This is a genomic window from Streptomyces sp. NPDC055078, assembly GCF_053607985.1.
Genome location: NZ_JBSGUP010000075.1, coordinates 1 through 20,000 on the forward strand (window position 1 = coordinate 1; position 20,000 = coordinate 20,000).

General features: G+C 69.6%; 21 protein-coding genes. 5 read left to right on the plus strand and 16 right to left on the minus strand.

Going from position 1 to position 20,000, the window contains the following annotated elements; all coding sequences use genetic code 11:
* Together ACWF94_RS09550 and ACWF94_RS09555 are read left to right on the plus strand one after the other, a co-directional pair.
* Positions 1-558 (plus strand): alpha/beta hydrolase (locus ACWF94_RS09550; protein WP_453486334.1); only part of this gene is annotated, 558 nt, incomplete at its 5' end.
* Between the two features lie 868 nt (positions 559-1,426).
* A complete protein-coding gene (locus ACWF94_RS09555; RefSeq protein WP_453486336.1) occupies positions 1,427-1,708 on the plus strand; it encodes a hypothetical protein in 282 nt (93 codons plus the stop codon).
* A 136-nt stretch (positions 1,709-1,844) separates the two neighbouring features.
* On the opposite strand, the gene ACWF94_RS09560 is transcribed toward ACWF94_RS09555, so the two are convergent.
* Positions 1,845-2,135: a DUF397 domain-containing protein gene (locus ACWF94_RS09560; RefSeq protein WP_453486337.1), complete on the minus strand. Its 291-nt coding sequence runs from the start codon at positions 2,133-2,135 to the stop codon at positions 1,845-1,847.
* Entirely contained in the window at positions 2,132-2,995 is an 864-nt protein-coding gene (locus ACWF94_RS09565) for a helix-turn-helix domain-containing protein (RefSeq protein WP_453486371.1), read from the minus strand. The genes ACWF94_RS09560 and ACWF94_RS09565 overlap by 4 nt, the downstream gene beginning before the upstream one ends.
* Positions 2,996-3,180: 185 nt before the next feature.
* Between ACWF94_RS09565 and ACWF94_RS09570 the strand changes: the two genes are divergently transcribed.
* Positions 3,181-3,630, plus strand: coding sequence for an ATP-binding protein (locus ACWF94_RS09570; RefSeq protein ID WP_453486339.1), 450 nt, complete (start codon positions 3,181-3,183; stop codon positions 3,628-3,630).
* Positions 3,631-3,681: 51 nt separating this feature from the next.
* Here ACWF94_RS09570 and ACWF94_RS09575 read toward each other — a convergent pair whose 3' ends face one another.
* Both ACWF94_RS09575 and ACWF94_RS09580 read right to left on the minus strand, forming a co-directional pair.
* Complete coding sequence (locus ACWF94_RS09575) at positions 3,682-4,782, minus strand: sensor histidine kinase (RefSeq protein WP_453486341.1); 1,101 nt, start codon at positions 4,780-4,782, stop codon at positions 3,682-3,684.
* A gap of 10 nt (positions 4,783-4,792) precedes the next feature.
* Complete coding sequence (locus ACWF94_RS09580; protein ID WP_453486343.1) at positions 4,793-5,488, minus strand: response regulator transcription factor; 696 nt, start codon at positions 5,486-5,488, stop codon at positions 4,793-4,795.
* Between the two features lie 269 nt (positions 5,489-5,757).
* On the opposite strand from ACWF94_RS09580, the gene ACWF94_RS09585 reads away from it, so the two are divergent.
* Together ACWF94_RS09585 and ACWF94_RS09590 are read left to right on the plus strand one after the other, a co-directional pair.
* Positions 5,758-6,858: an endonuclease/exonuclease/phosphatase family protein gene (locus ACWF94_RS09585; RefSeq protein ID WP_453486345.1), complete on the plus strand. Its 1,101-nt coding sequence runs from the start codon at positions 5,758-5,760 to the stop codon at positions 6,856-6,858.
* A gap of 280 nt (positions 6,859-7,138) precedes the next feature.
* Positions 7,139-8,335: a lipid II:glycine glycyltransferase FemX gene (locus ACWF94_RS09590; RefSeq protein WP_453486346.1), complete on the plus strand. Its 1,197-nt coding sequence runs from the start codon at positions 7,139-7,141 to the stop codon at positions 8,333-8,335.
* Between the two features lie 39 nt (positions 8,336-8,374).
* Here the strand turns inward: ACWF94_RS09590 and ACWF94_RS09595 are convergent, their stop codons facing one another.
* The 12 genes from ACWF94_RS09595 to ACWF94_RS09650 all read right to left on the minus strand — a co-directional run.
* Positions 8,375-9,037, minus strand: a complete 663-nt coding sequence (locus ACWF94_RS09595) for an amino acid ABC transporter permease (RefSeq protein WP_453486348.1) — start codon at positions 9,035-9,037, stop codon at positions 8,375-8,377.
* On the minus strand, positions 9,016-9,756 hold the full coding sequence (locus ACWF94_RS09600) for an amino acid ABC transporter permease (protein ID WP_453486350.1): 741 nt from the start codon (positions 9,754-9,756) through the stop codon (positions 9,016-9,018). The genes ACWF94_RS09595 and ACWF94_RS09600 overlap by 22 nt, the downstream gene beginning before the upstream one ends.
* Before the next feature lie 48 nt (positions 9,757-9,804).
* Positions 9,805-10,701, minus strand: coding sequence for a substrate-binding periplasmic protein (locus ACWF94_RS09605; RefSeq protein WP_453486352.1), 897 nt, complete (start codon positions 10,699-10,701; stop codon positions 9,805-9,807).
* A 286-nt stretch (positions 10,702-10,987) separates the two neighbouring features.
* Positions 10,988-11,143 carry a hypothetical protein gene (locus ACWF94_RS09610; RefSeq protein ID WP_453486354.1) on the minus strand — a complete coding sequence of 52 codons (156 nt, stop codon included), beginning with the start codon at positions 11,141-11,143 and terminating at the stop codon, positions 10,988-10,990.
* A complete protein-coding gene (locus ACWF94_RS09615) occupies positions 11,140-12,786 on the minus strand; it encodes an amidohydrolase (protein ID WP_453486356.1) in 1,647 nt (548 codons plus the stop codon). Before ACWF94_RS09615 ends, ACWF94_RS09610 begins: the two co-directional genes overlap by 4 nt.
* Complete coding sequence (locus tag ACWF94_RS09620) at positions 12,783-14,264, minus strand: aldehyde dehydrogenase family protein (protein WP_453486358.1); 1,482 nt, start codon at positions 14,262-14,264, stop codon at positions 12,783-12,785. The genes ACWF94_RS09615 and ACWF94_RS09620 overlap by 4 nt, the downstream gene beginning before the upstream one ends.
* Complete coding sequence (locus tag ACWF94_RS09625; RefSeq protein ID WP_453486360.1) at positions 14,261-14,656, minus strand: carboxymuconolactone decarboxylase family protein; 396 nt, start codon at positions 14,654-14,656, stop codon at positions 14,261-14,263. The genes ACWF94_RS09620 and ACWF94_RS09625 overlap by 4 nt, the downstream gene beginning before the upstream one ends.
* Entirely contained in the window at positions 14,653-15,165 is a 513-nt protein-coding gene (locus ACWF94_RS09630; protein ID WP_453486362.1) for a flavin reductase family protein, read from the minus strand. The genes ACWF94_RS09625 and ACWF94_RS09630 overlap by 4 nt, the downstream gene beginning before the upstream one ends.
* Positions 15,155-16,282 (minus strand): LLM class flavin-dependent oxidoreductase, encoded by a 1,128-nt coding sequence (locus ACWF94_RS09635; RefSeq protein WP_453486363.1) that lies wholly within the window; start codon positions 16,280-16,282, stop codon positions 15,155-15,157. The genes ACWF94_RS09630 and ACWF94_RS09635 overlap by 11 nt, the downstream gene beginning before the upstream one ends.
* Positions 16,283-16,353: 71 nt before the next feature.
* Positions 16,354-18,405, minus strand: a complete 2,052-nt coding sequence (locus ACWF94_RS09640) for a helix-turn-helix domain-containing protein (RefSeq protein WP_453486365.1) — start codon at positions 18,403-18,405, stop codon at positions 16,354-16,356.
* Position 18,406: 1 nt separating this feature from the next.
* Positions 18,407-19,180: an amino acid ABC transporter ATP-binding protein gene (locus tag ACWF94_RS09645; RefSeq protein ID WP_453486367.1), complete on the minus strand. Its 774-nt coding sequence runs from the start codon at positions 19,178-19,180 to the stop codon at positions 18,407-18,409.
* Positions 19,181-19,706: 526 nt separating this feature from the next.
* The coding region (locus ACWF94_RS09650; RefSeq protein WP_453486369.1) for a glutamate ligase domain-containing protein at positions 19,707-20,000 on the minus strand (294 nt) is incomplete at its 5' end.

The following is a 20,000-nucleotide window of genomic DNA, read 5'->3' on the forward strand; positions in this document are numbered from 1 at the left end:
GTCCTCGTCGGATTCTCCATGGGCACCGGCGAAGTCGCCCGCTACCTGTCCACCTACGGCTCCGCCCGCATCGGCAAGGCCGCCTTCCTCGCCTCACTCGAACCCTTCCTCGCCATCACCGACGACAACCCCGACGGCGCCGCACCCCCCGCCTTCTTCGAAGGCGTCTCCGAAGCGGTCAAGAAGGACCGCTACGCCTTCTTCACCGGCTTCTACCAGGACTTCTTCAACGCCGACGAAAACCTCGGCACCCGCCTGAGCGAGGAAGCCGTCCGCAACGCCTGGAACATCGCGGCCGGCTCCGGACCCATCGCCGCCGCCGCAGCCCCCCTCACCTGGCCCACCGACTTCCGCCCCGACATCCCCCGCATCGACGTCCCCTCCCTCATCCTCCACGGCACCGCCGACCGCACCCTCCCCATCGACGCCACCGCACGCCGCTTCGCCAAACTCCTCCCCACCGCCACCTACATCGAAATCGAAGGCGCACCCCACGGACTCCTCACCACCCACACACACGAAGTCAACGAAGCACTCCTCGACTTCCTCAACCAGTGACACCCAGCCGGTGCGATGGCGACTCCCGTCGCCGTCCTCGACCCTGCCCAGGACCAGCTGTGCGCCGGACTGGCATGAGCGGTTCGGCGAAGGCGCGGGGTGAAACATCTCGACACGCTGAGCCCAGCCGCGCAGGCTGCGGCGATCGTGGCGGCGCAGCACCACGGGGACGGCCGAGGTCGTCTCGGCGCCCGTCAGCAGGGTGCGCCACAGGGCCAGCTGAGTGGGGTCGGTGACGAGGACGACCGCGCGGGTAACGCCCGGAGCGGCCGGAAGCAGTATCTCGGCCAGGTCTACGGCCTCTCGGCAGGTCTTCGGCCGCGCCGCGGTGGCGGGCGTGATACGCCAGCACGTTGGCGATCACGTCGTAGCGGTGGTCGTAGCAGACGTCAACGACGACATGGCCGTCGCCGTTGATCCAGCGTTGGCGCGTGCGCAGGCGTTTGCCCGATCGGCAGCGACATCCGTCCGCAGAGTCGGCGCCGGCCTGTTCCCCGGCAAGCCTCGATGTTCTACGTCATCGGAGTGGCGCGGTCGGCGCGGGGCAGGTCTGCGGTACGGCCGTTCTCGAACTCCGGCTGATCACCGACCGCGTCCAGGACGCCCGCCGGGTGCGAAGCCGCGGGGTTCGTTTGGCGAGGCCCGTTTCCCCGTCCTCAGTCCCGTCGTTGGTCTGATCGAGTGATCGAGGCAGGGGTGAAGTCCCTCGTCGCAGACGTGGGACCGGCCGGCAGCCGCGAGCGTCACTCCTCAGATCTGGGCGGCCGGGAGTGTGATCACGTTGTCGGAGAGTGCTCGACGCGGCAGGGAATGTCTTCCTTGCTTGGGGTTGGTGCTCTGCTTTGTTCTCGCCGCAACGGGGATTCCGATGGGACTCACCCTCGCCGGCACGGCTGTCTACGATCATGTCACGGCCGATCAGCCGGTCATGTGCGGTGATGATCTGATGCCCGACGATGACCGCCACTGGTGTCTCGGCGGCACGTCCAGCACCTACGACGGGCTGGTGGAGGACCGGCGCACGCAAGTGGAACAGGCGCCGGAGATCTTCTTGATCGGGGCCTCACTCGTGGCCCTCGGCATGATCGCGTCGGTGGTCCTGATCTGGTTCTTCAAGGGGCCGACCGCTCAAGATCCCCAAGGCTCCTAGGGCGTGTTGCGAAGACGCCTACGACCGCATGGAAGAGGCCCGCAGGACCGGCGGCGCGTACCAGACGTTGCTGGACCCGCCGCCGGGCAAGGGGCCTCGGCACGACAGCTGAGTTTGGATGGGTCGGTTGGGCCGGTCAGTGCGACCGGCTCAGCCCGACTTCGGCAACGAATCCGGACCACGCGTTGGGCGTGAATATGAGCTGAGGGCCACCGCGCTCTTTGGAATCCCGTACGTGGACTGCGGCGGTGGCGGTGGCGACCTCCACGCATTCGCCGCCTTCGTCCCCGCTGTGCGTGCTCTTGAACCACTCTGGCTGTGTGGGCTGTTGGGGGACAGCTGTGGCGACCTCGACGCACGCACCGCCCTCGCCGCTGCTATAGCTGCTCTTGAACCAGTTCAACTGTGCGTGCTGTTCGCTGTTCATCGATCTCCCAGAAGCTTCTCAATCAAGACACGTGACTCACTGGGAGTGAGCGCCTGCGCCCTGATGCTGCCGTAACGTGCCGCAAGGATACGGACCTCCGTGGGGTCTGTGATCAGACGGCTGATGTGCTGGACCTCCAAGTACGCCGCTTGTGACTTGCCCTTGGGGGTCAGCATGATGAACGGCCCTCCCAGGCTCGGGTGTTCCTCACGATCCATCGGGAGTACCTGGAGTTCGACACTGCGCAGTCTGCTGAACTGAATCAGCGCTTCCAGTTGCTCGTGGTGAACGTCCCACCCGCCGAGGGGACGCCGCAACACAGACTCCTCGATCGTGAACGTTGTGAACGGTGGAGGCCACCTCTGAAAGATCTGTTGGCGGTCGAGTCGTGCTGCCACCCGCTGGTCGACGGTCTCCTCGTCCAGGATGGGTTGCCGCGTGCCGAACACCACACGCGCGTGACCCTCCGTCTGGAGGAGGCCAGGGATGGCCAGGGAGCTGTAGTCGTGCAGCTCCACCGCCTGCGCCTCCAACGCCGCGTAATCCCGGAACCACTCCGGATGCCGCACCCGCCGCCGCGACTTCGCCCGCTGTACGTCCTCCGCCAGTACCGCCAGCAGACCGCCGCAGCCCAGCAGTTCGTCCGCCGTCACCAGGAAGTCCGGCTGGGGCGTCCGCCGTCCGCGTTCGATCGAGGAGATCTGCTCCTCGCTGTATCCGACCCGCTGCCCCAGCTCCCGCTGGCTCATCCCGGCCCGTTCCCGCGCGGCCTTGATCATGCGGCCGATGGCGCGGAAGAGTTCCGCGACCTCTTCCGAACCCGCCGGGTCCTCCGTGCTCGTATCGCCCTGTGCCGCCATCGCGCACCCCCGTTCTCTGATTCTGCCGTCGAACACCCCACCGACCGTCACCGGCGGATGTCACGGGCGGACGCCCGTACATTTCGGGCCGCCACCCGGACAGCCTGCCCGTACGGCCTGACAGACGCGTGTCGTACCGCAGCGGGTACTCCCCACCGTAGAACGGGCCCGTCACCCTCGGTGAGATGAACCAGGAATCCGGGCCCGCGACCCGTGAACCCCTCGCGAACACCGGCCACATGAGCCTCCGCACCTTCTTCCCCACCACCCGTCGCGGAGCTCGCGTCGTGCGTCAGACCGCGGAGCGGTGGCTCACGGAACGGCTGGCACCGGGGGAGGGGCGCGACGGCGATCTCCTCGCCACCGCACCCCTACTGATCGCCGAACTCGCCGCGAACGCCGCCCTGCACGGCAAGGTGCGCGGTCGGGGGGCCCGGCTGATCGTCGTGCTCGACGCGAGGGAGCTGTGGGTCGAGGTCACGGACGCTCGTGGCGACCGTCCGCCCGTTCGACGGGCTGACGCGGATGGCGAGTCGGGGCGCGGCCTGTTGCTCGTGGAGGCGCTGGCGGACGACTGGGGCGTGCTGCCGCACAATCCCCGGGGGAAGACGGTATGGGCGGTGTGCCGCCGGTGACAGGTTGGTGTTCCTCGGCCGTGTACCGCGACCGAGGTGATCATCGGGAGGTCACCCGCCGCTGTGCTCCGCCGTCGCGGGTAGTTCCACCGTGACGCGCATCCCGCCGGCGGGGCGCGGGGTGAGGGTGAGCGTTCCGTCGTGGGCCCGGGTGATGGTCTTGACGATGGCCAGGCCGAGGCCGACGCCCGCGGGGTCGGTGGTGTGGACGCGTTCGGTGCCGCGCTGGAACGGTTCGGTGAGGGTCGAGGCCAGTTGGGGGGTGACCTGCTCGCCGGTGTTCTCGACGGTGAGCACCACGGTGGTGGGGCGGACGCCGGTGTGGACCCATACGCTGCCGCTGCCGTGTCCGGGCAGGTTGTGGACGATCGCGTTCTGTACGAGATTCGTGGTCAGTTGCAGGAGGAGTGCCGGTGATCCGGTCGTGGGGGCGATGTCGCCGCTGGTTTCGAGGGTGACGCCGTGCTTCTCCGCGAGGGGGAGGAGTGTTTCGGTGGCTTCCTCCGCCATGAGGGACAGGTCGACGTGTTCCCGGGTGAAGGACCGCTGCTCGGCGCGGCTGAGCAGGAGCAGCGCCTCGGTGAGGTCGATGGCCCGGGTGTTGACGGCGTGGAGGCGTTCGACGAGTTCGCCTGTGTCGGCGGTCGGATTGGTACGGGCCACGTCGATCAGGGCCTTGGAGATCGCCAGCGGGGTGCGCAGCTCGTGCGAGGCGTTGGCCGCGAATCTCTGCTGTTCGGCGACGTGTGCTTCGAGGCGGCCGAGCATCGAGTCGAAGGCGTCGGCGAGTTCGCGGAACTCGTCATTGCGGCCCGGCAGCCGGATACGGTGGGACAGCGATCCGCTCGTGGCCATCCGGGTGGCGTCCGTGACGCGGTTCAGCGGGGCGAGCATGCGGCCGGCGAGCAGCCACCCTCCCACAAGACCGAATGCCAGCAGGAACACCAGTACGGCGGCTGCCCTCGGAGCGAAGACCTCCAGGAGGACGGACCGGACGGGAAAGACACTACCGGGCCTGTCATCGGGGTCGATGAGCATGGCCCGATCGGGGACGTAGCGAAGGAGGAACACCCACACCGCCGCGAGCAGCAGGCCGCCGGCGAGCATGAGGAACCCGGCGTAGCTGAGGGTGAGCTTGACGCGAACGCTCATGCCGGGCTGTCTATCCACGGTCTGCTCCCTCACGTCCGGTGCCGGGCGCTGTGTCGATGCGGTAGCCGACGCCGGCCACGGTGGCGATGATCCAGGGTTCGCCGAGACGCTTGCGCAGCGCCGAGACGGTGATGCGTACGGCGTTGGTGAACGGGTCCGCGTTCTCGTCCCACGCGCGCTCCAGCAGGTCCTCGGCGCTGACGACACCGCCTTCGGCGGCCACGAGGACTTCGAGCACGGCGAACTGCTTCCTGGTCAGCGCGACATAGCGGCCGTCCCGGTAGACCTCGCGGCGGAACGGGTCCAGCCGCAAGCCCGCGATCTCCCGTACAGGTGGTCTGCTGTGGGCACGCCTGCGGTCGAGCGCCCTGAGCCGCATGACCAGCTCTCGGAGTTCGAACGGCTTCGTGAGGTAGTCGTCGGCGCCGAGGCCGAATCCGGTGGCCTTGTCGTCCAGCCGGTCGGCCGCGGTGAGCATGAGGATCGGCATGCCGCTGCCGGAGGCGACGATGCGTTTGGCGATCTCGTCACCGGACGGTCCGGGGATGTCGCGGTCGAGGACGGCGATGTCGTAGGCGTTGACGCTCAGCAGTTCCAGCGCGGTGTCGCCGTCACCGGCGATGTCGGCGGCGATCGCCTCCAGACGCAGCCCGTCGCGGATGGCTTCCGCCATATAGGGCTCGTCCTCGACGATCAGTACACGCATACCGCTGATGCTACGAGTCAGGACATATCGGCGGCGTATCGAAATCCGCATACGTGTCGGCAACACCGCGCCGCCTTGACTGGCGGTATGCATCGAAACCCGCGATCGGCGTCCCGCCGGATGGGCCGGCTCCAGGCGGTCGCCCCGACCGCCGGCCCGACAGTCGTCGGGAGGCGGTCGCCGAGTACGGGGACGTATGCCGCCCCCGCCCAGGACCCGAGGACACAGCAGTGACCGGCAGTGAACCCGGCAGTGAACCAGGACAGACGATGACGCGGGTGGACACGGCGGAGACCGGGACGGCCGGCGCCGCCCGCCGCGACACCGGGCCCGGTACGCGCACGGACACCGGCCCCGGTACCCGCCGCGCGCGCGTCCGCCGGGTACTCCGCGGCGCCACCCGGCCGGGGCCCTGGAAGCGCGGCCTCGTCGTCGCGGCGCTCGCGCTGCTGCTGGGCCTGCTCCTGCTGCTGCACGCGCGGCTCACGGACCGTGGGGGCATCGGCAGCCTGGTGGAGACCTTCCTGCCGTGGTTCGGCCTGTTCATCCCGGTGCTGCTGACCGGGGCGCTGTGGCGCCGCTCCGCCTCCGCGGTGGTCGCGCTGCTGCTGCCGGTCACGGTGTGGCTGAGCCTCTTCGGCGGGCTGCTCGGCGACAAGTCCCACCCGGGCGGCGACCTCATGGTGGTCACCCACAACGTCGGCGCCGACAACCGCGACCCGGCCGGGACCGCCCGCGAGCTGGCCGCGTCCGGCGCGGATGTGCTGGCGCTTGAGGAGATCACCGCGCAGGCCAAGCCGCTGTACGAGAAGGGCCTGGCGAAGACGTATCCGTACCGCACAGTGCAGGGCACGGTCGGGCTGTGGAGCAAGTCGCCGCTGTCGGACACCCGGCCGGTCGACATCGAGATGGACTACGGCCCGCTGGGGGACACCAAGCCGGCCGACGTCAAGCTGCCCTACAACCGGGCGCTGCGCACCACGGTGGCCACGGACCGCGGTCCGCTGGCGGTGTATGTGGCCCACCTGGGGTCCGTACGGGTACATCCCAAGGGAGGCTTCGGGACGGACTCGCGGGACCGAAACGCGCGGGCGCTCGCCGAGGCCGTCGCCGCCGAGCCGAACGAGCGGGTGGTGCTGCTCGGTGATCTGAACGGCACCACGGACGACCGCGCTTTCGCCGGTATCACCTCACGGCTGCGCTCGGCCCAGGATGTGGCCGGTGACGGCTTCGGGTTCAGCTGGCCGGCGAGGTTCCCGGTCGCGCGGATCGATCAGATCCTGGTCCACGGCGTGCGGCCGGCGAGTTCATGGGTGCTGCCCGCCACCGGGAGCGACCATCTGCCGGTGGCGGCCCGACTCAGCTGGTGACCATCAGCTGATGACCACCGCGTAGAGCGACCGCGTGGGGCCGTTGCGCAGGGCCACCGCGTGGGGCCGCCTCGTGGGGCCGCATGGTGGGGCGCGGCCCGGAACCTCTCGTCGGCATATCGTCGGCGTATCGAAATCCGTATACGTGTCGGCAACACCGCGCCGCCTTGACTGGAGGCATGTCCTACAGCGAACCAGCCCGAACAGTGGCCCGGAGCCGGTGGTATCCGGGGTGCGTCAGCGAGCCGTCCGAGATCGCGGGCGCGAGGACGGCGGCCCGATGAACTCGCAAGAGTACGAGCACGCGCACGCCCCCACGCACGCCCCCGCGCACGCGCACCACGGAGGGGCGGGGGCGGCGGGCGGGGGTCTGACCGTCGGGCCGATCAGCGCCGCCGAACACCTGGCGTTCGTGCGGACACAGCGGTCGGTCAGCTTCCTGCAGACCCCGGCCTGGGGCCGGGTCAAGACCGAGTGGCGCAGCGAGTCCATCGGCTGGCACGACGGCCGGCAGCTGGTCGGCGCCGGGCTCGTCCTGCACCGCCCGGTGCCGAAGTTCGAGCGCGCCACGCTGGCCTATCTGCCCGAGGGCCCGGTCATCGACTGGACCGGTGAGATCGGTGCCTGGCTCGACCCGCTGGCGGCCCATCTCAAGGCACAAGGCGCGTTCGCGATCCGGCTCGGCCCGCCGGTCTGCACGAACACCTGGAGCGCCGACCAGGTCAAGGCGGGCATCGCCGATCCGGGCGTCAAGCGGCTCACCGAGCTGTCCGGCCAGTGGGCCGATCCGGTCGGCGCCCGTGTGACCAGCCGGCTCAGGGACGCCGGCTGGCTGCCGCAGAGCCCCCAGGACGGCTTCGGGGTCGGGCATCCGCAGTTCAGATACGAGGTTCCGCTGGCCGGCAGGACCGAGGAGGAGCTGCTCAGGGGCATGAACCAGCTCTGGCGCCGGAACATCAAGAAGGCAGCCAAGGAGGGAGTCGAGGTCACGGTCGGCGAGGATCTGAAGGCGTTCCACGACCTCTACGTCCACACGGCCGAGCGCGACCACTTCACGCCCCGGCCGCTGCGCTACTTCGAGACCATGTTCGCGGTGCTGCGCGCCGAGGATCCCGAGCGGATCAGGCTCTACCTGGCCCACCACCAGGGCGACCTGGTCGCCGCCACCATCCTGGTCCGCGTCGGTGCCCACGCGTGGTACTCCTACGGCGCCTCCTCCACCGGGAAGCGCGAGGTGCGCGGCTCCAACGCCTGCCAGTGGGCCATGATCCGCGACTCACTGGCGGCCGGCTGCGACGTCTACGACCTGCGCGGCATCACCCCCACCCTCGACGCCGACGACCCGCACCTCGGGCTGATCCAGTTCAAGGTCGGCACCGGCGGTCAGGCGGTGCGGTACGTCGGCGAGTGGGACCTGCCGCTGCGGCCGATGATCTACCGGGCCTTCGACCTTTACATGAGGCGGCGCGGGCGATGAGTCCGGATCTCGTGGTGGACGGACCGGCCGCCCGGCCGCTCAGGAGAACACCGGCATCGACTCCTGGGTCGACCGGCTGCGGCTGCGCCGCTCGACGACACCTACCAGATGGGTCAGCGGCAGGGTCACCACGATGTAGATCACGGCGAGAGCGATGACGACGGGGATGACCTGATAGGTGCGGTCCATCTCCGCGCGGCCTGAGTGGAGGAGTTCGGGCAGTCCGACCGCCGCGGCGATGGCGGTGAGCTTCATCAGGGCGACGAACATGTTCAACGCGGGTGCGAGCAGCGGCTGGACAATCTGTGGGAGCACCACATGGCGGTTGACCTGGAGGGCGGACAGCCCGAGCGACTGGCCCGCTTCGCGCTGCCGGAGCGGTACGAGATCGAGCGTGCCGCGCACCGCCTCGGACCAGAATCCGGCCTGGGTCAGACCGAGGGCCACGACCGTGGCGCTGAACGGGGAGAAGTCCATGCCGTAGTCGGTGAGGCCGAAGAACAGCAGGTAGATCGCCAGGACCTCGGGCATGCCGCGCAGCACCGTGCTCACGAAGAACTGGCCCTCACGTACGGCACGGTGACGTGAGCCGCCGAGAAGGCCGAGGCCCAGACCGAGTACGGCGGCCACCAGCCAGGCGCAGGCGCTCACCGACAGGGTGACCGGCAGTGCCTTCGAGATCAGGTCGAGGTAGATGTCCATGCCTTCTCCGTGTGCTGCGGTGACGATTCTGCACTGTCCCGGGGAGCGTCCCGGCGGGTGTGCGGCCCGCGCTCCGAGCGGACGCGACCCCGGCGTCCGGTCATGGCACGGGTCACGTACGCCACCGGGACGGTGAGGAGCAGGTAGAACACTGCGATGAGCAGGTACACCTCCAGTGGCCGGAAGGTGTCGACGACCAGCCGGGTCCCGTACATGGTCAGTTCCGGCACGGTGATCAGGGAGGCCAGGGCGCTGCCCTTGACGAGGTAGATGATCCCGTTGGCCGTCTGGGGGCCCGCGGCGGTCGTCACCTGCGGGATGAGCACGTGACGCAGGGTCTGCCACCGGGTGAGACCGAGGCTGGCCGCCGCGCGCCACTGGCCGATCCTGACCGAGGAGATCAGACCCCGGTAGACCTCGGCGAGGTAGGCGGTCTCGTTCAGGACGAGTCCGAGGACCGCGAGTCCGAAGGCGGTGACGCCGATGTTCTCGAACTGCGGGCCGAAACCGAAGTACAGTCCGGCAAGGAGCACCGGCAGCGGGATGCTGCGGAACACCTCGACATAGACCCTGGTCAGTAGCCGTACCGAGCGTCTGGTGCTGATCCGGCCCAAGGCGACGACCGCCGCGGCGGCGACGGTGATCACCGAGCTGATGACCACGAGCATGACGGTCGTCTCGAACCCACGGATCAGGAAGCTGATCCAGCTTGTCTCCACTGCTGCCTCCTTTCCCTCATGTCCCGGTGCGGGAGCCGGCGCCGCTGGTCATGCGCACAGTTGGTCGGGACGGTTCCTGGACGGCAGGTACTCCTTGCCGCCGACACCCCAGGAGTCGAGCTGCTTCTGCCACTCACCCGACTCGATCAGCTCGTCCAGGACCTCGTCGACGGCGTCCGCGAGCCCCGGGTTGTCGCAGCGTACGTAGTCGTGGGCGGCCGAGACGAGGATGTTCGGCGGCAGGTCCAGATCACCGTCGGCGAGAGCGTGCAGGGTGAACTGGGGGTTCTGCTTGATGATGCCAGGGGCGGTTCCGGTGGAACCCAGGAAGGCGCTCACCTGCTTGTTCAACGTGGCCTTGGCGGCTTCGGCGTAGGAGGGGAACAGCTTCACATTCGATTCTCCGTACGCCTTGATGAGGTAGTCGTTGTACGAGAAGCCCGTCACCGAGGCGATCCGCTTTCCCTTCAGGGAGTCGACGCCCGACCACGAGGCGCTCTTCAGCATCAGCGCGCCCAGTCGGTCATTGATGTTGGGCCGGCTGTAGAAGACCTGCTTGGCCCGTTTGTCCGTGTAGTAGGTCCCGGTGCCGACATCGGCCTTCCCCTGAGCCACGAAAAGAATCTGGGAGGCGAACTCGGTCGGCTTCAGCTTCAGCTTCAGTTTGTACTTCTCGGCGACCTTGGTCAGCAGGAATCCTTCGTACCCTATGAGTTTCCCTTCCTCTCCTGTGGCGATCTTCGGAAGGTAGCTCTCTGAATAGGTGACGGTCAGATGACCCTTCTCCGCGGTCTTGAAGGGAACGCCGTCGCTCTGGTGCCCGCCGGTGTCCGAACCGCCGCAGGCCGTGGCCGTCGCGGTGAGGGTGACCAGGGCCGCGATGGCGGAGCCGACCATCCGCGGGTTACGTGGGAAGAGGCGTCTCGCCGATGCTCTCAGGTTCACTTTCCGTCTCCTTTGTCGAGGTATGAGGTTGGGGGGTCGGCACACTGTAAGTCGAGTGGGGCCGGGACAGCCCTCGTCGTTTCGGTGGAAGTTCCCGGCCCGGATTCGCAGGAAGGACAGGAGCGGACGGTGTTTTCCGTTTCCGTTTCCGTTTCCGTTTCCGTTTCCGTTTCCGCTCCCCGCACCGTCTCTCCGCGTCATCTTTTCCGGTACGGCGATCACGCGGCCGGGAGGCGGCTCTGGCCGGGGAGGCCGCGAACCGGCCGAAGAGCCCGGAATGGTCAGGTCATGGCCGGGTCCCGAGGAATTCGGCGGGCGTCCACGCGCCTTCGACCCGGAACCCGTGCGCGGTGAACAGCGGGGTCACGAGGTGCGCGAAGCGGTGCGTGAGATCGGGGAGGTCACCCGCCGTGACCCGGTAGCGGCGGAACTCGGTGATCACGGCCGGTCCTTCCCGAGGTCCGCGGGCACGCCGGCGAACAGCACCTGTTCCGGCAGGAGGTCCGCCAGGCCGGCGACACCGGCGGTGGTGGGGTCCTGGGGCAGAACGACGAGGTCGGCGCGCTTGCCGGGCTCCAGGGAGCCGCGGGTGTCCGCGACATCGAGGGCCTCGGCCGCGGAGATCGTGTGCATCGCCAGCGCCTCGGTCACGGTGACGGCTTCGGACGGGGCCACCACCTCGCCCGTACAGGAGACCCGGCCGACCGCGCACTGGACGCCGAACATCGGGTTGAACTGGAGGAGTTCCGAGCCCGCGCCGTCCGAGCCGGACGCGACCGTCACTCCTCGGTCGAGCAGGGAGCGGAACGGGAAGCGGGCGTCGGCCGCGTAGTCGCCCAGGTAGTCGGTGAGGAAGCTGCCCATCGTCCAGATGAACCCGGCCTGCGGCACGATGACCGCCTCCGCCTCGGCCCACCGGTCCACGGTCGAGGGGTCGGTGAGGACGTTGCCTGCGTGTTCGAGCCGGATACGGGGAGACGTACGGGCGCGGCCGGAGCGCGCCGCGACGGTGGCCGCGCACAGCTCGGCCTGGGCGCGTTCGCCGTTGACGTGCGCGGCGACCTGGAGGCCCGCCTCGTCCGTCCGGCGCACGAGGTCGGTGAGCGCCGTACGGTCGTACGCCATCCTGCCCCGTGACCCCGGGTTGGAGCGATACGGCCGCAGGACGGCGGCCCCCGCGGCGGAGAACCCCCCATCGACGAAGATCTTGACCCCGGCGACGTCGAACGCCCCGGTGCGGGGCAGCAGTCCCGCTTCCGCGCGTGCGCACACCGTGTCGAGGCCCATCGTGCCGGGTGACCAGACAAAGGCCCGTACGTGCTGGGGCACCCGCGTGCCCGCGGCCTCGGCGAGCAGCTCGATGCCCTCCGGGGTGTTCGTGATCTCGCCGATCGTCGTGACGCCGTAGCGGGTGAGATACCGCTGCGCCGCGGCCTCCACCGCCGACCGCAGATCGTCCCGGGTCATCACGGGTATGGGCAGTGCGTAGTACAGCTCGTGCAGGATGCCGGTCCAGCGCCCGGTGCCGTCGGTGCCGATGTGCGCGTCCCCGGTCTCCGGCAGGCCCGACTCACGCGCGATGTCCAGGGCGGCCGAGTTGAGCACGGTGACATGTGCGCCGAAGCGGATGGCGATCGGGAATTCCGTGGAGACCTTGTCCAGATCGTCCCGGGTGGGCAGGCGACCGTCCGTGAACCGCCGGTCGGCGAAGAGGCCGCCCTGGCCGATCAGCCATCCGCCGCGCTGTTCCCGCAGATCACGGTGGTCGTGGAGCTGGCTGAGAAGATCGTCGATGGAGGAGCACGGCGGGGTGTGGCAGTCAACCGTTCCCCACAGGGCGGCGGCGCTCATCTCCAGGTGGACGTGCGGGTCCACGAAGCCGGGCAGCAGGGGCCGGTCTCCGTGGTCGGTCACGGGGATGTGCGCGGGCCCCTTCCACGGGCCCTCGGTGACGGTGACGATCCGGCCGTCACGGATGTGTACATGACCGTCCACGATGCTGCGGTCGGCGTCCATGGTGAAGATCCGGGACGACCGGAGGACGGACTCGCCGGCTGGACGGCTGGTGGCGGTGATGGGTGTCATTCGAGATCCCCGATGGTGCTGGTGGCGGACATGTACTCGGACAGTCCCTCCGCCGCGTTCTCGCGGCCGTAGCCGGAGTGCTTGACCCCGCCGAAGGGGGCCGCGGGGTGGGACACGGAGGGGTGGTTGACCGCGACGAGGCCGGTGTCCAGACCGTCCGCGACGCGGGCCACCTCGGCGGGCGCGGTGCCGTAGACGTAGGCGGCGAGTCCGTACTCGGTGTCGCCGGCGATCCGTACGGCCTCGTCCAGGTCCCGGTAGGTGAGCACCGGCAGGACGGGCCCGAAGACCTCCTGCCTGGCGATGGGCCAGTGCGGCTCCACTCCGAGAACGAGCGCCGGGCGTACGTAATGGCCGTACTCCGGAGTTTCGGCGCGGGCCCTGACCACCTGTGCCCCCCGGGCGAGGGCATCGGAGACCAGGGCCTCGACGCGTTCGGCGGCCGCCGCGCTGATGACTGGTCCGACCGGGGACGCCTCCGGGTCGAGGCTCCAGCCGATGCCCAGTTCCTGGAACCGCTCGGCCACCAGCGTCCGCACCCGGCGGGCATCCTCGGGGACGATCAGACGGTTGGCCGCGGTGCACGCCTGGCCGTTGTTCGCCAGCTTGGCGGCGAGGGCACCGGACGCGGCCCTCTCGGCGTCGTGCGCGGGGCAGACGACGAACGGGGCGTTGCCACCGAGTTCGAGCGACACCCGCTGGATGTTCCGGGCGGTCGCGCGCAGGACCGCCCGGCCGACCTCTGTCGAGCCGGTGAACGAGACTTTTCGCAGTCGCGGGTCACCTGTCAGCGCGCCGGTCAGGTCGGCCGACCGGGTGGTCGGCAGCACCGAAACGGATCCCTCGGGCGCTCCTCCGGCGACGAGGTCACGCCCCATCAGCAGCGCGGATGCGGGGGTGAGCTCGGACGGCTTGAGGATCACCGGACAGCCCGTGAGCAGTGCGGACGCTGTCTTGCGCGCGGCCAGCGACAGCGGGAAGTTCCACGGGGTGATCGCGAGGACCGGGCCCAGGGGGCGCTGCCGCACCGTGACCATGCGGTCCCGGCGCACCCCTGGGCCGGCCCCGGTGAGCAAGTCCTCCGCCGTATCGGCCAAGGTCTTCAGCGTGGCGACCGTGAACAGCGTCTCGCGCCGGGCCTCGGGCAGCGATTTCCCCGCCTCGACGGCGATCACGGCCGCGTACCGGTCCGTGTCGTCCTCGATCCGGGCGGCCCAGCGCCGGACGAGCGCCGCCCGTTCGGAGACGGGCGTCGCCGCCCAGCCGGGGTAACAGCTCCAGGCCGCGTCCAGCGCGCGGTCCGCGTCACCGGGCCCCGCGTCGGCGCAGGACCAGGTCAGCGCGGGCATCCCCGGGGCGCTCACAGTGAACGACTCCTCGGGACGGACCGAACCGCCCGCGACGACGAGTTCGGCGCAGAGTTCCGCGAGCCGGTCGCGGACGCCCTGGACGTCCTGAGTGGCGAATGGTCCGTTCACCGGTCCGCCTCCCTGTCTGCCACGACGGAGCGCAGCCAGCCGATCCCGCGCCCTCCGGTGGCCCATCCCGCATAGACGGCGGTGTGTGCGACGAGTTCGTAGAAGTCGTCCGCGTCGATGCCCTCGTCCAGGCCCGCCCGGAGGTGGAACCGGGCGGCCGACTCGGCGCCGGAGGCCGCCAGCAGGGCGACCGTGACCAGTCGGCGCTCCCGTGTGGTCAGCCCTGGGCGGGACCAGATCCGGTCGAACACGATGTCGCGGGTGAGGGCGCTCCAGTCGGCGCTCCAGTCGCTGCCCCGGCCGCTCCGGTCCGGGCCGGCGGCGGGCCCCGCGTGACCACCGGGGCCGGCCCGGTCCGGGACGGAGCTGGGGTCGGTGGGATGAGTGGTCATGACAGGAACCGTGATCTCCAGTAGGCCAAGGGGACACCGTCGGCGGCGGAGGTCCAGACCGGGGTGCCCAGAACGATCGCGTGGTCGCCACCGTCGTGCAGTGCCTGGACGGTCAGTTCGGCCTGCGCCACCGCGACGGGGCTGAGCGCGAGGCCGGCGGGACTGCGCTCCAGAGCGACCTGGTCGAACGCGTCACGCCCCGGCCGGGCGAAGGCCAGCGCGGTCCGAGTCGCCTGCTCTCCCTGGGCGAGCAGGCTCACCGCGAACCGCCCCGTCCGCTCGATCACCCGGAGTGTCTGTGACATCCGGTGCAGGCACACCATCATCAGGGACGGGGCCAGGCTGACGCTGGACAGGGAACTGACGGTGCACCCGTGATCACCGTCCAGGTCCCGCGCGGTGACAACGGCCACCCCGGTGAGGAACGATCCGGCGAACTGCTTGTACTCGTGCACCGGTACGGCCTTGTCGGCGATCTCCACTGCGCAGCTCCCGTGCTCAGCGGGCATGGACTGGCTCACCATGGCCGCGGCCCTCCGCTGATGCCGAGGACTCGGCTGACATCCCGGATCCGGCTGACATCCCGGAATCGGCTGACATCCCGGATCCGGCGTTGACCTCGGCGAGCAGCTCGCCGAACCGGCCGATGGTCTCCAGCGTCTCGTCACGGGGAGCGCCCCCCACGAGGTTGAGGTTGATCATGTCCACGCCCGCATCGCGGTACCGGCGGAGCTTCTCCTTGATCTCGTCGCCGGTGCCGATGAACAAACGGTCGCGCAGGTCGTCGACGGTCGGTTCGTTCTCCTGCGGGGCCGGACGCACCCGGCCGAGCGGGTCGGCGTTCTGGGTGAAGTCATGGAGCTGCGCGTGGATGCGCCAGCCCTCCAGGACCTCCTCGATGCGCTGCTCGGTCTCCTTGTCGTCACGGGTGACGAACGCGTACCGGGTGACTCCGAGCCGGGCATCGTCGCGGGAGGACTGCGCCTTTCCCCGGTGGAATGCCTCGGCGACCGTACGCATGTGGTCGTCGTCCCAGAAGAACAGGGAATTGAGTACGTCGTAGCCACGCCGGGCGGCGTCCTCGACACCCGGCGGGCTCTGCACCCCCATCCACACCGGAGGCATCGGACGTTGCACCGGACGTGGCCACACATAGGCGTCGTGGAAGGAGGAGAACCGCCCGGTGAAGCCGACCGGGGCGTCCTCGGTGCGCAGCAGCGTCTCGACCGCTGTCAGGTTCTCGATGAAATGGTCCCGGCTCTCGGCGAACGACAGACCGAACTTCTCGAACTCGTAGCGGTACGCGCCCCTGGCCACGCCGAGGTCGAGCCTCCCGCCGAGGGAGTTGTCGGCCGCCGCGATCTCCCCGGCGAGCTGGAGGGGCTGGTGGAACGGGAGGACCACCACCCCGGTGCCCACTCGGCACTTCACGTGCTGTCCTATGTGGACCGCGGTGATCAGCGCCGAGGGTGAGGGCAGAAACTGCACGAGGTGGTGTTCCGGAGTCCAGACCCGGGTGAACCCGCTCTCGTCGGCCCGGACCGCGTATTCCACCATGCGGTCGTAAAGGCCGTCCATTTGTGCGTCATTGTTGACCTGATAGGCGAGGAAAAGCCCGAGTTCCATGTTGCGTCCAATGAATTCGAATCGGTATCCGCGCTATTCGTCCCGCGGACTTGTCTTCGACACCTTGAACGCTACAGACCCGGCTCTTCCGTTCCTTCCTTCGATTCCGACGAACTTTTACCACTGCCTGCTGCTTTTGCTACAGGTCCACCATTTTCGGCCGGTCCGGCAGCGGCGTCGACAATATGCATCAGCCGGCAGGCGAGGGCCAGGGAGAACCGTTCCTCGGAACCCTTCAGATCCGTTCCAAGGATTTCGGTGATCCGGTCGAGCCGGTACCGCAGCGTGGACACGTGTATGCACAGGAGCCGAGCCGTCTCCTGGAGCCGCGCCGATGTCTGGAGGAACACCTCCAGGGTTTCGACGAGCGAGCCGGAGTGGTCGTCGTCGTAGCGGCGGAGCGGGCCGATCTGGGACTCGACGAATCTGACCGCCGCGCCGTCGTGGCAGGAGGTCAGCAGGAACGCGAGCGCGCCGAACCGGTCGTAGGCCACGATGTCCCCGGCCGCGCCCGACGCCCCCACCAGGGTGAGGGTCTCGCACTCGGCCCACATCCGGGGGCCGTCGGCGGGAACCGGTCCCGGACTGCTCACCACGGCGGTGAGCGTGGTTCCGATCCCGCCGACGCCTCGCAGCATCCCCCGGATCGCCGTCAGCGCCTCGTGGTGGTCGTCGGCGGCGGGCAGCACCAGCACGACGCTGCTGTCCACCCAGCCCACGGCGACTCCGCTGACCCGCCGGGCGCGGAGCACACTGTGCACGTCGCTCAGTACCCGGCGCAGATCGGTATCCACCGGGGAGCGGGCGGATATCCGGACGATCCGGCAGCGCATCGGCGGTGGAAGACCCAGCGCCGCCAGGCGTATTCGCAGCGCCAGGGGGTCGATGGGGGAACGGCGGACCAGTTCGGTCAGGGCCGTGTCGGTCTCCCGGTCCTGTTCGGCGGAAGCCAGCAGCGACCGGGACACCACAATGCCGACCGCGACGTTCACGAGTGAGTCGAGAGCCGTTTCGACCCGGCTCGCCGGTCCACGGCGCAGGACGCAGGCCAGCAGGGGACGCTCCGACTCGGGAAGCAGCTCAGTGATCTTGACCCGGACCCCGGACGGTTCCCGCACCCGGGACAGACCCTGGGCCCCGGACAGACCCTGGGCCGTGAAGGCGTCCCCCTCTGTCTCGGCTCTCTCGGCGGCTGAACCGCCGGAAGCACCCGGAGCCTTTCCGGGCGCACCAGCCACAGGCTTCCCGGAGGTACCAGGCCCGGACGGGGTGCGGCGGTTCCTGGGCCGGTCCTGTTCCCTCTCCCGGCCGGTCTGCGGGGCCTCACCATTCCTGCGACGGGCCGCGTTCTGCGCGAGGGACACATAGTCGGTGGCGCCCTCCCCCGCGGGCGACCAGTTCCGGCCGACCACCGTGACCATGGGGGTGAGCTGGTGGTTCACCACGACGATCGCGATGTCCAGTGTTTCGGCGACCGCTGTGAGAATCTGTTCCCCGTCCTGCCCCGCCAGGGTCCCCGCCAGCCCGGTGCGCAGGACGGCCGCGGCCCGGACCAGCTCCGCGATGTCACGCTGTTCCTGTGCGACCTTGCCCGCGTTGACGAGGGCGACGGACGAGAGGTCGGCGACGGCCTCAAGGAACGCGAGCGCCGCGCCGTCCACCTGCCCGGCCTGCGGGCGCTGGACCGCGAGAACCAGGGAACGTCCGTCGAGGTCGGGCTCGCGAAGCGGCAGAAGGACACCGCAGCGGTATCCGCGCCGACGAGCGTCATCCGCGTAGAACCGGTACTGCGACTCGTGGGCGTCGTGGATGACGATCGGCTCCGTGCCTCCCACGACGTCCCTCGCGGGGATCTCGTCGATGGGCCAGAACCGCTGACTGCTGCTGCCCGAGTACGTGAGCCGGTCCTCGCGCGCTATGACCTCGGCGACCCCGGCCGGAACATCCAGGGCGATGACCCAGCACAGCTTCCACTCGGTGAACGCGGACACCGCCGACACGATCGCGTCGAGGACGGTCCCCAGCTCCAGATTGGAGTTGACCGTCGCGGCGATGCGGCGCAGTGCTTCGACCTCGTCACTGCCCGGCCGAGCGGAATCAGGCGTATCGGGCGTCGCCGTCACGTCAGACTGCCTGGCTGGACCGGGCGAGGGCCTGGAGGAAGCGCTTCGTCCTGGGATGGCTCGGTGCGTCGAACACCTGATCCGGTGTACCGACCTCCAGGATCTTCCCGGCGTCCATCACCACGACACGGGTGGCCGCGTTGCGGGCGAACTGCATCTCATGGGTCACCACGATCATCGTCGCCCCCGTGGTCGCCAGCTCATGGATGATCTCCAGCACCTCGCCGACCATTTCCGGGTCCAGCGCCGAGGTGGGCTCGTCGAACAGCAGCACCTCGGGCTCCATGGCCATGGCGCGGGCGATGGACACCCGCTGCTGCTGCCCGCCCGACAGTGTCGAGGGGCGGGCCTCGGTGAACTCACGCAGTCCGACCCTCTCCAGCAGGCTCCGTGCCCTCTCCAGCGCCTCATCCCTGGGCACGTTGCGCACCCTGATGGGCGCGAGCGCGACGTTCTCCACGGCGGTCAGGTGCGGGAACAGTTCGAAGCTCTGGAACACCATGGCCGAGCGGCTGCGCAGCTCCCGCAGCGCGGCGGCGCGACCTCGGCCTGCGGGCAGGGGGTGGTAGCGGGTGCCCCCGACGTGCAGATCACCACTGTCGGGGATCTCCAGAAGGTTGCAGCACCTCAGCAGCGTCGACTTTCCCGAGCCGCTGGGCCCGATGACGCACACCGTCTCCCCGGCTGTCACATCCAGGCTCACCTCGTCGAGAACGGTGAATGTCCCGAATCTCTTGCCCACATCACGCAGGCTGACCACGACTCCGCTGTCCATCTGACTGGCGCCTTTCTGTCGGCCGACACCACCGGCCCGGCTGACGGCCGTCGCAGGGGACGTCCGTCGGCGGCGGCTGCCGACCGGGCGGTGCCGTTCCCGTCACTGTAGGCACTGGCCGTCCTCAGGTCCCCGGCCGATTCGTAGTACGGGACCACGGTGGAGTCCTACTGTTCGTAGGACGGTCCTGTTCACACGGCCCCGCCCGAGTGTCACACGCGGCCGTCGCCCTCGACGAGGTCCCCGATCCCGCGCGCCGAGGACTCGCGCCTCATGGACGACGGTCGGTGCGGGGTCGACGGCGAAGCGGGGCCCTGACACCGAGTCCTGCTCGTCCGCGCCGTTGGCGCCCGTGGATGGCACCGCTCGGCGCGGACCGGTACGGCAGCCGGACCGGTCCGGCAGCCCGACCGGTCCGGCGGCGGACCGGTACGGCGGCGCGGCCCATACGGTGGCCCGACCCGTACGGTGGCGGACCGGTGTACGGCGGCGCGGCCCCCCGCCCACCCCGCCGAGACCGCGCGAGCTACGCGAGCCCCGCGGCGACCTCATCGAGGCGCGCGCCGCGCGACGCTTTGACCAGCACCACATCGCCGGCGGCGAGGTGGCCGCGCAGCCAGTCGACGGCCGCGTCGTTGTCGGCCAGCACCACCGCCCGCTCTCCAGCGCCGTCGGCGATCGGCCGGGCGGCCTCGCCGACCGTGGCCACCACGTCGGCCCGGGAGGCGGCGTACTCCCCGACGGCGCGGTGCTCGGCCGCGCTGTCGGCGCCGAGTTCGAGCATCTCGCCGAGTACGGCGATACGGCGCCCGCCCTCGAT

What these genes read in the sequence shown, in the direction of transcription:
- ACWF94_RS09585 (WP_453486345.1), top strand. Translation starts at nt 5,758, where the DNA reads ATGACGCGGGTGGACACGGCGGAGACCGGGACGGCCGGCGCCGCCCGC.
- ACWF94_RS09575 (WP_453486341.1), bottom strand. Translation starts at nt 4,782, where the DNA reads ATGAGCGTTCGCGTCAAGCTCACCCTCAGCTACGCCGGGTTCCTCATG.
- ACWF94_RS09615 (WP_453486356.1), bottom strand. Translation starts at nt 12,786, where the DNA reads ATGACACCCATCACCGCCACCAGCCGTCCAGCCGGCGAGTCCGTCCTC.
- ACWF94_RS09635 (WP_453486363.1), bottom strand. Translation starts at nt 16,282, where the DNA reads ATGGAACTCGGGCTTTTCCTCGCCTATCAGGTCAACAATGACGCACAA.
- ACWF94_RS09560 (WP_453486337.1), bottom strand. Translation starts at nt 2,135, where the DNA reads ATGAACAGCGAACAGCACGCACAGTTGAACTGGTTCAAGAGCAGCTAT.
- ACWF94_RS09645 (WP_453486367.1), bottom strand. Translation starts at nt 19,180, where the DNA reads ATGGACAGCGGAGTCGTGGTCAGCCTGCGTGATGTGGGCAAGAGATTC.
- ACWF94_RS09595 (WP_453486348.1), bottom strand. Translation starts at nt 9,037, where the DNA reads ATGGACATCTACCTCGACCTGATCTCGAAGGCACTGCCGGTCACCCTG.
- ACWF94_RS09565 (WP_453486371.1), bottom strand. Translation starts at nt 2,995, where the DNA reads ATGGCGGCACAGGGCGATACGAGCACGGAGGACCCGGCGGGTTCGGAA.
- ACWF94_RS09590 (WP_453486346.1), top strand. Translation starts at nt 7,139, where the DNA reads ATGAACTCGCAAGAGTACGAGCACGCGCACGCCCCCACGCACGCCCCC.
- ACWF94_RS09630 (WP_453486362.1), bottom strand. Translation starts at nt 15,165, where the DNA reads ATGCCCGCTGAGCACGGGAGCTGCGCAGTGGAGATCGCCGACAAGGCC.
- ACWF94_RS09555 (WP_453486336.1), top strand. Translation starts at nt 1,427, where the DNA reads ATGGGACTCACCCTCGCCGGCACGGCTGTCTACGATCATGTCACGGCC.
- ACWF94_RS09570 (WP_453486339.1), top strand. Translation starts at nt 3,181, where the DNA reads ATGAACCAGGAATCCGGGCCCGCGACCCGTGAACCCCTCGCGAACACC.
- ACWF94_RS09625 (WP_453486360.1), bottom strand. Translation starts at nt 14,656, where the DNA reads ATGACCACTCATCCCACCGACCCCAGCTCCGTCCCGGACCGGGCCGGC.
- ACWF94_RS09580 (WP_453486343.1), bottom strand. Translation starts at nt 5,488, where the DNA reads ATGCGTGTACTGATCGTCGAGGACGAGCCCTATATGGCGGAAGCCATC.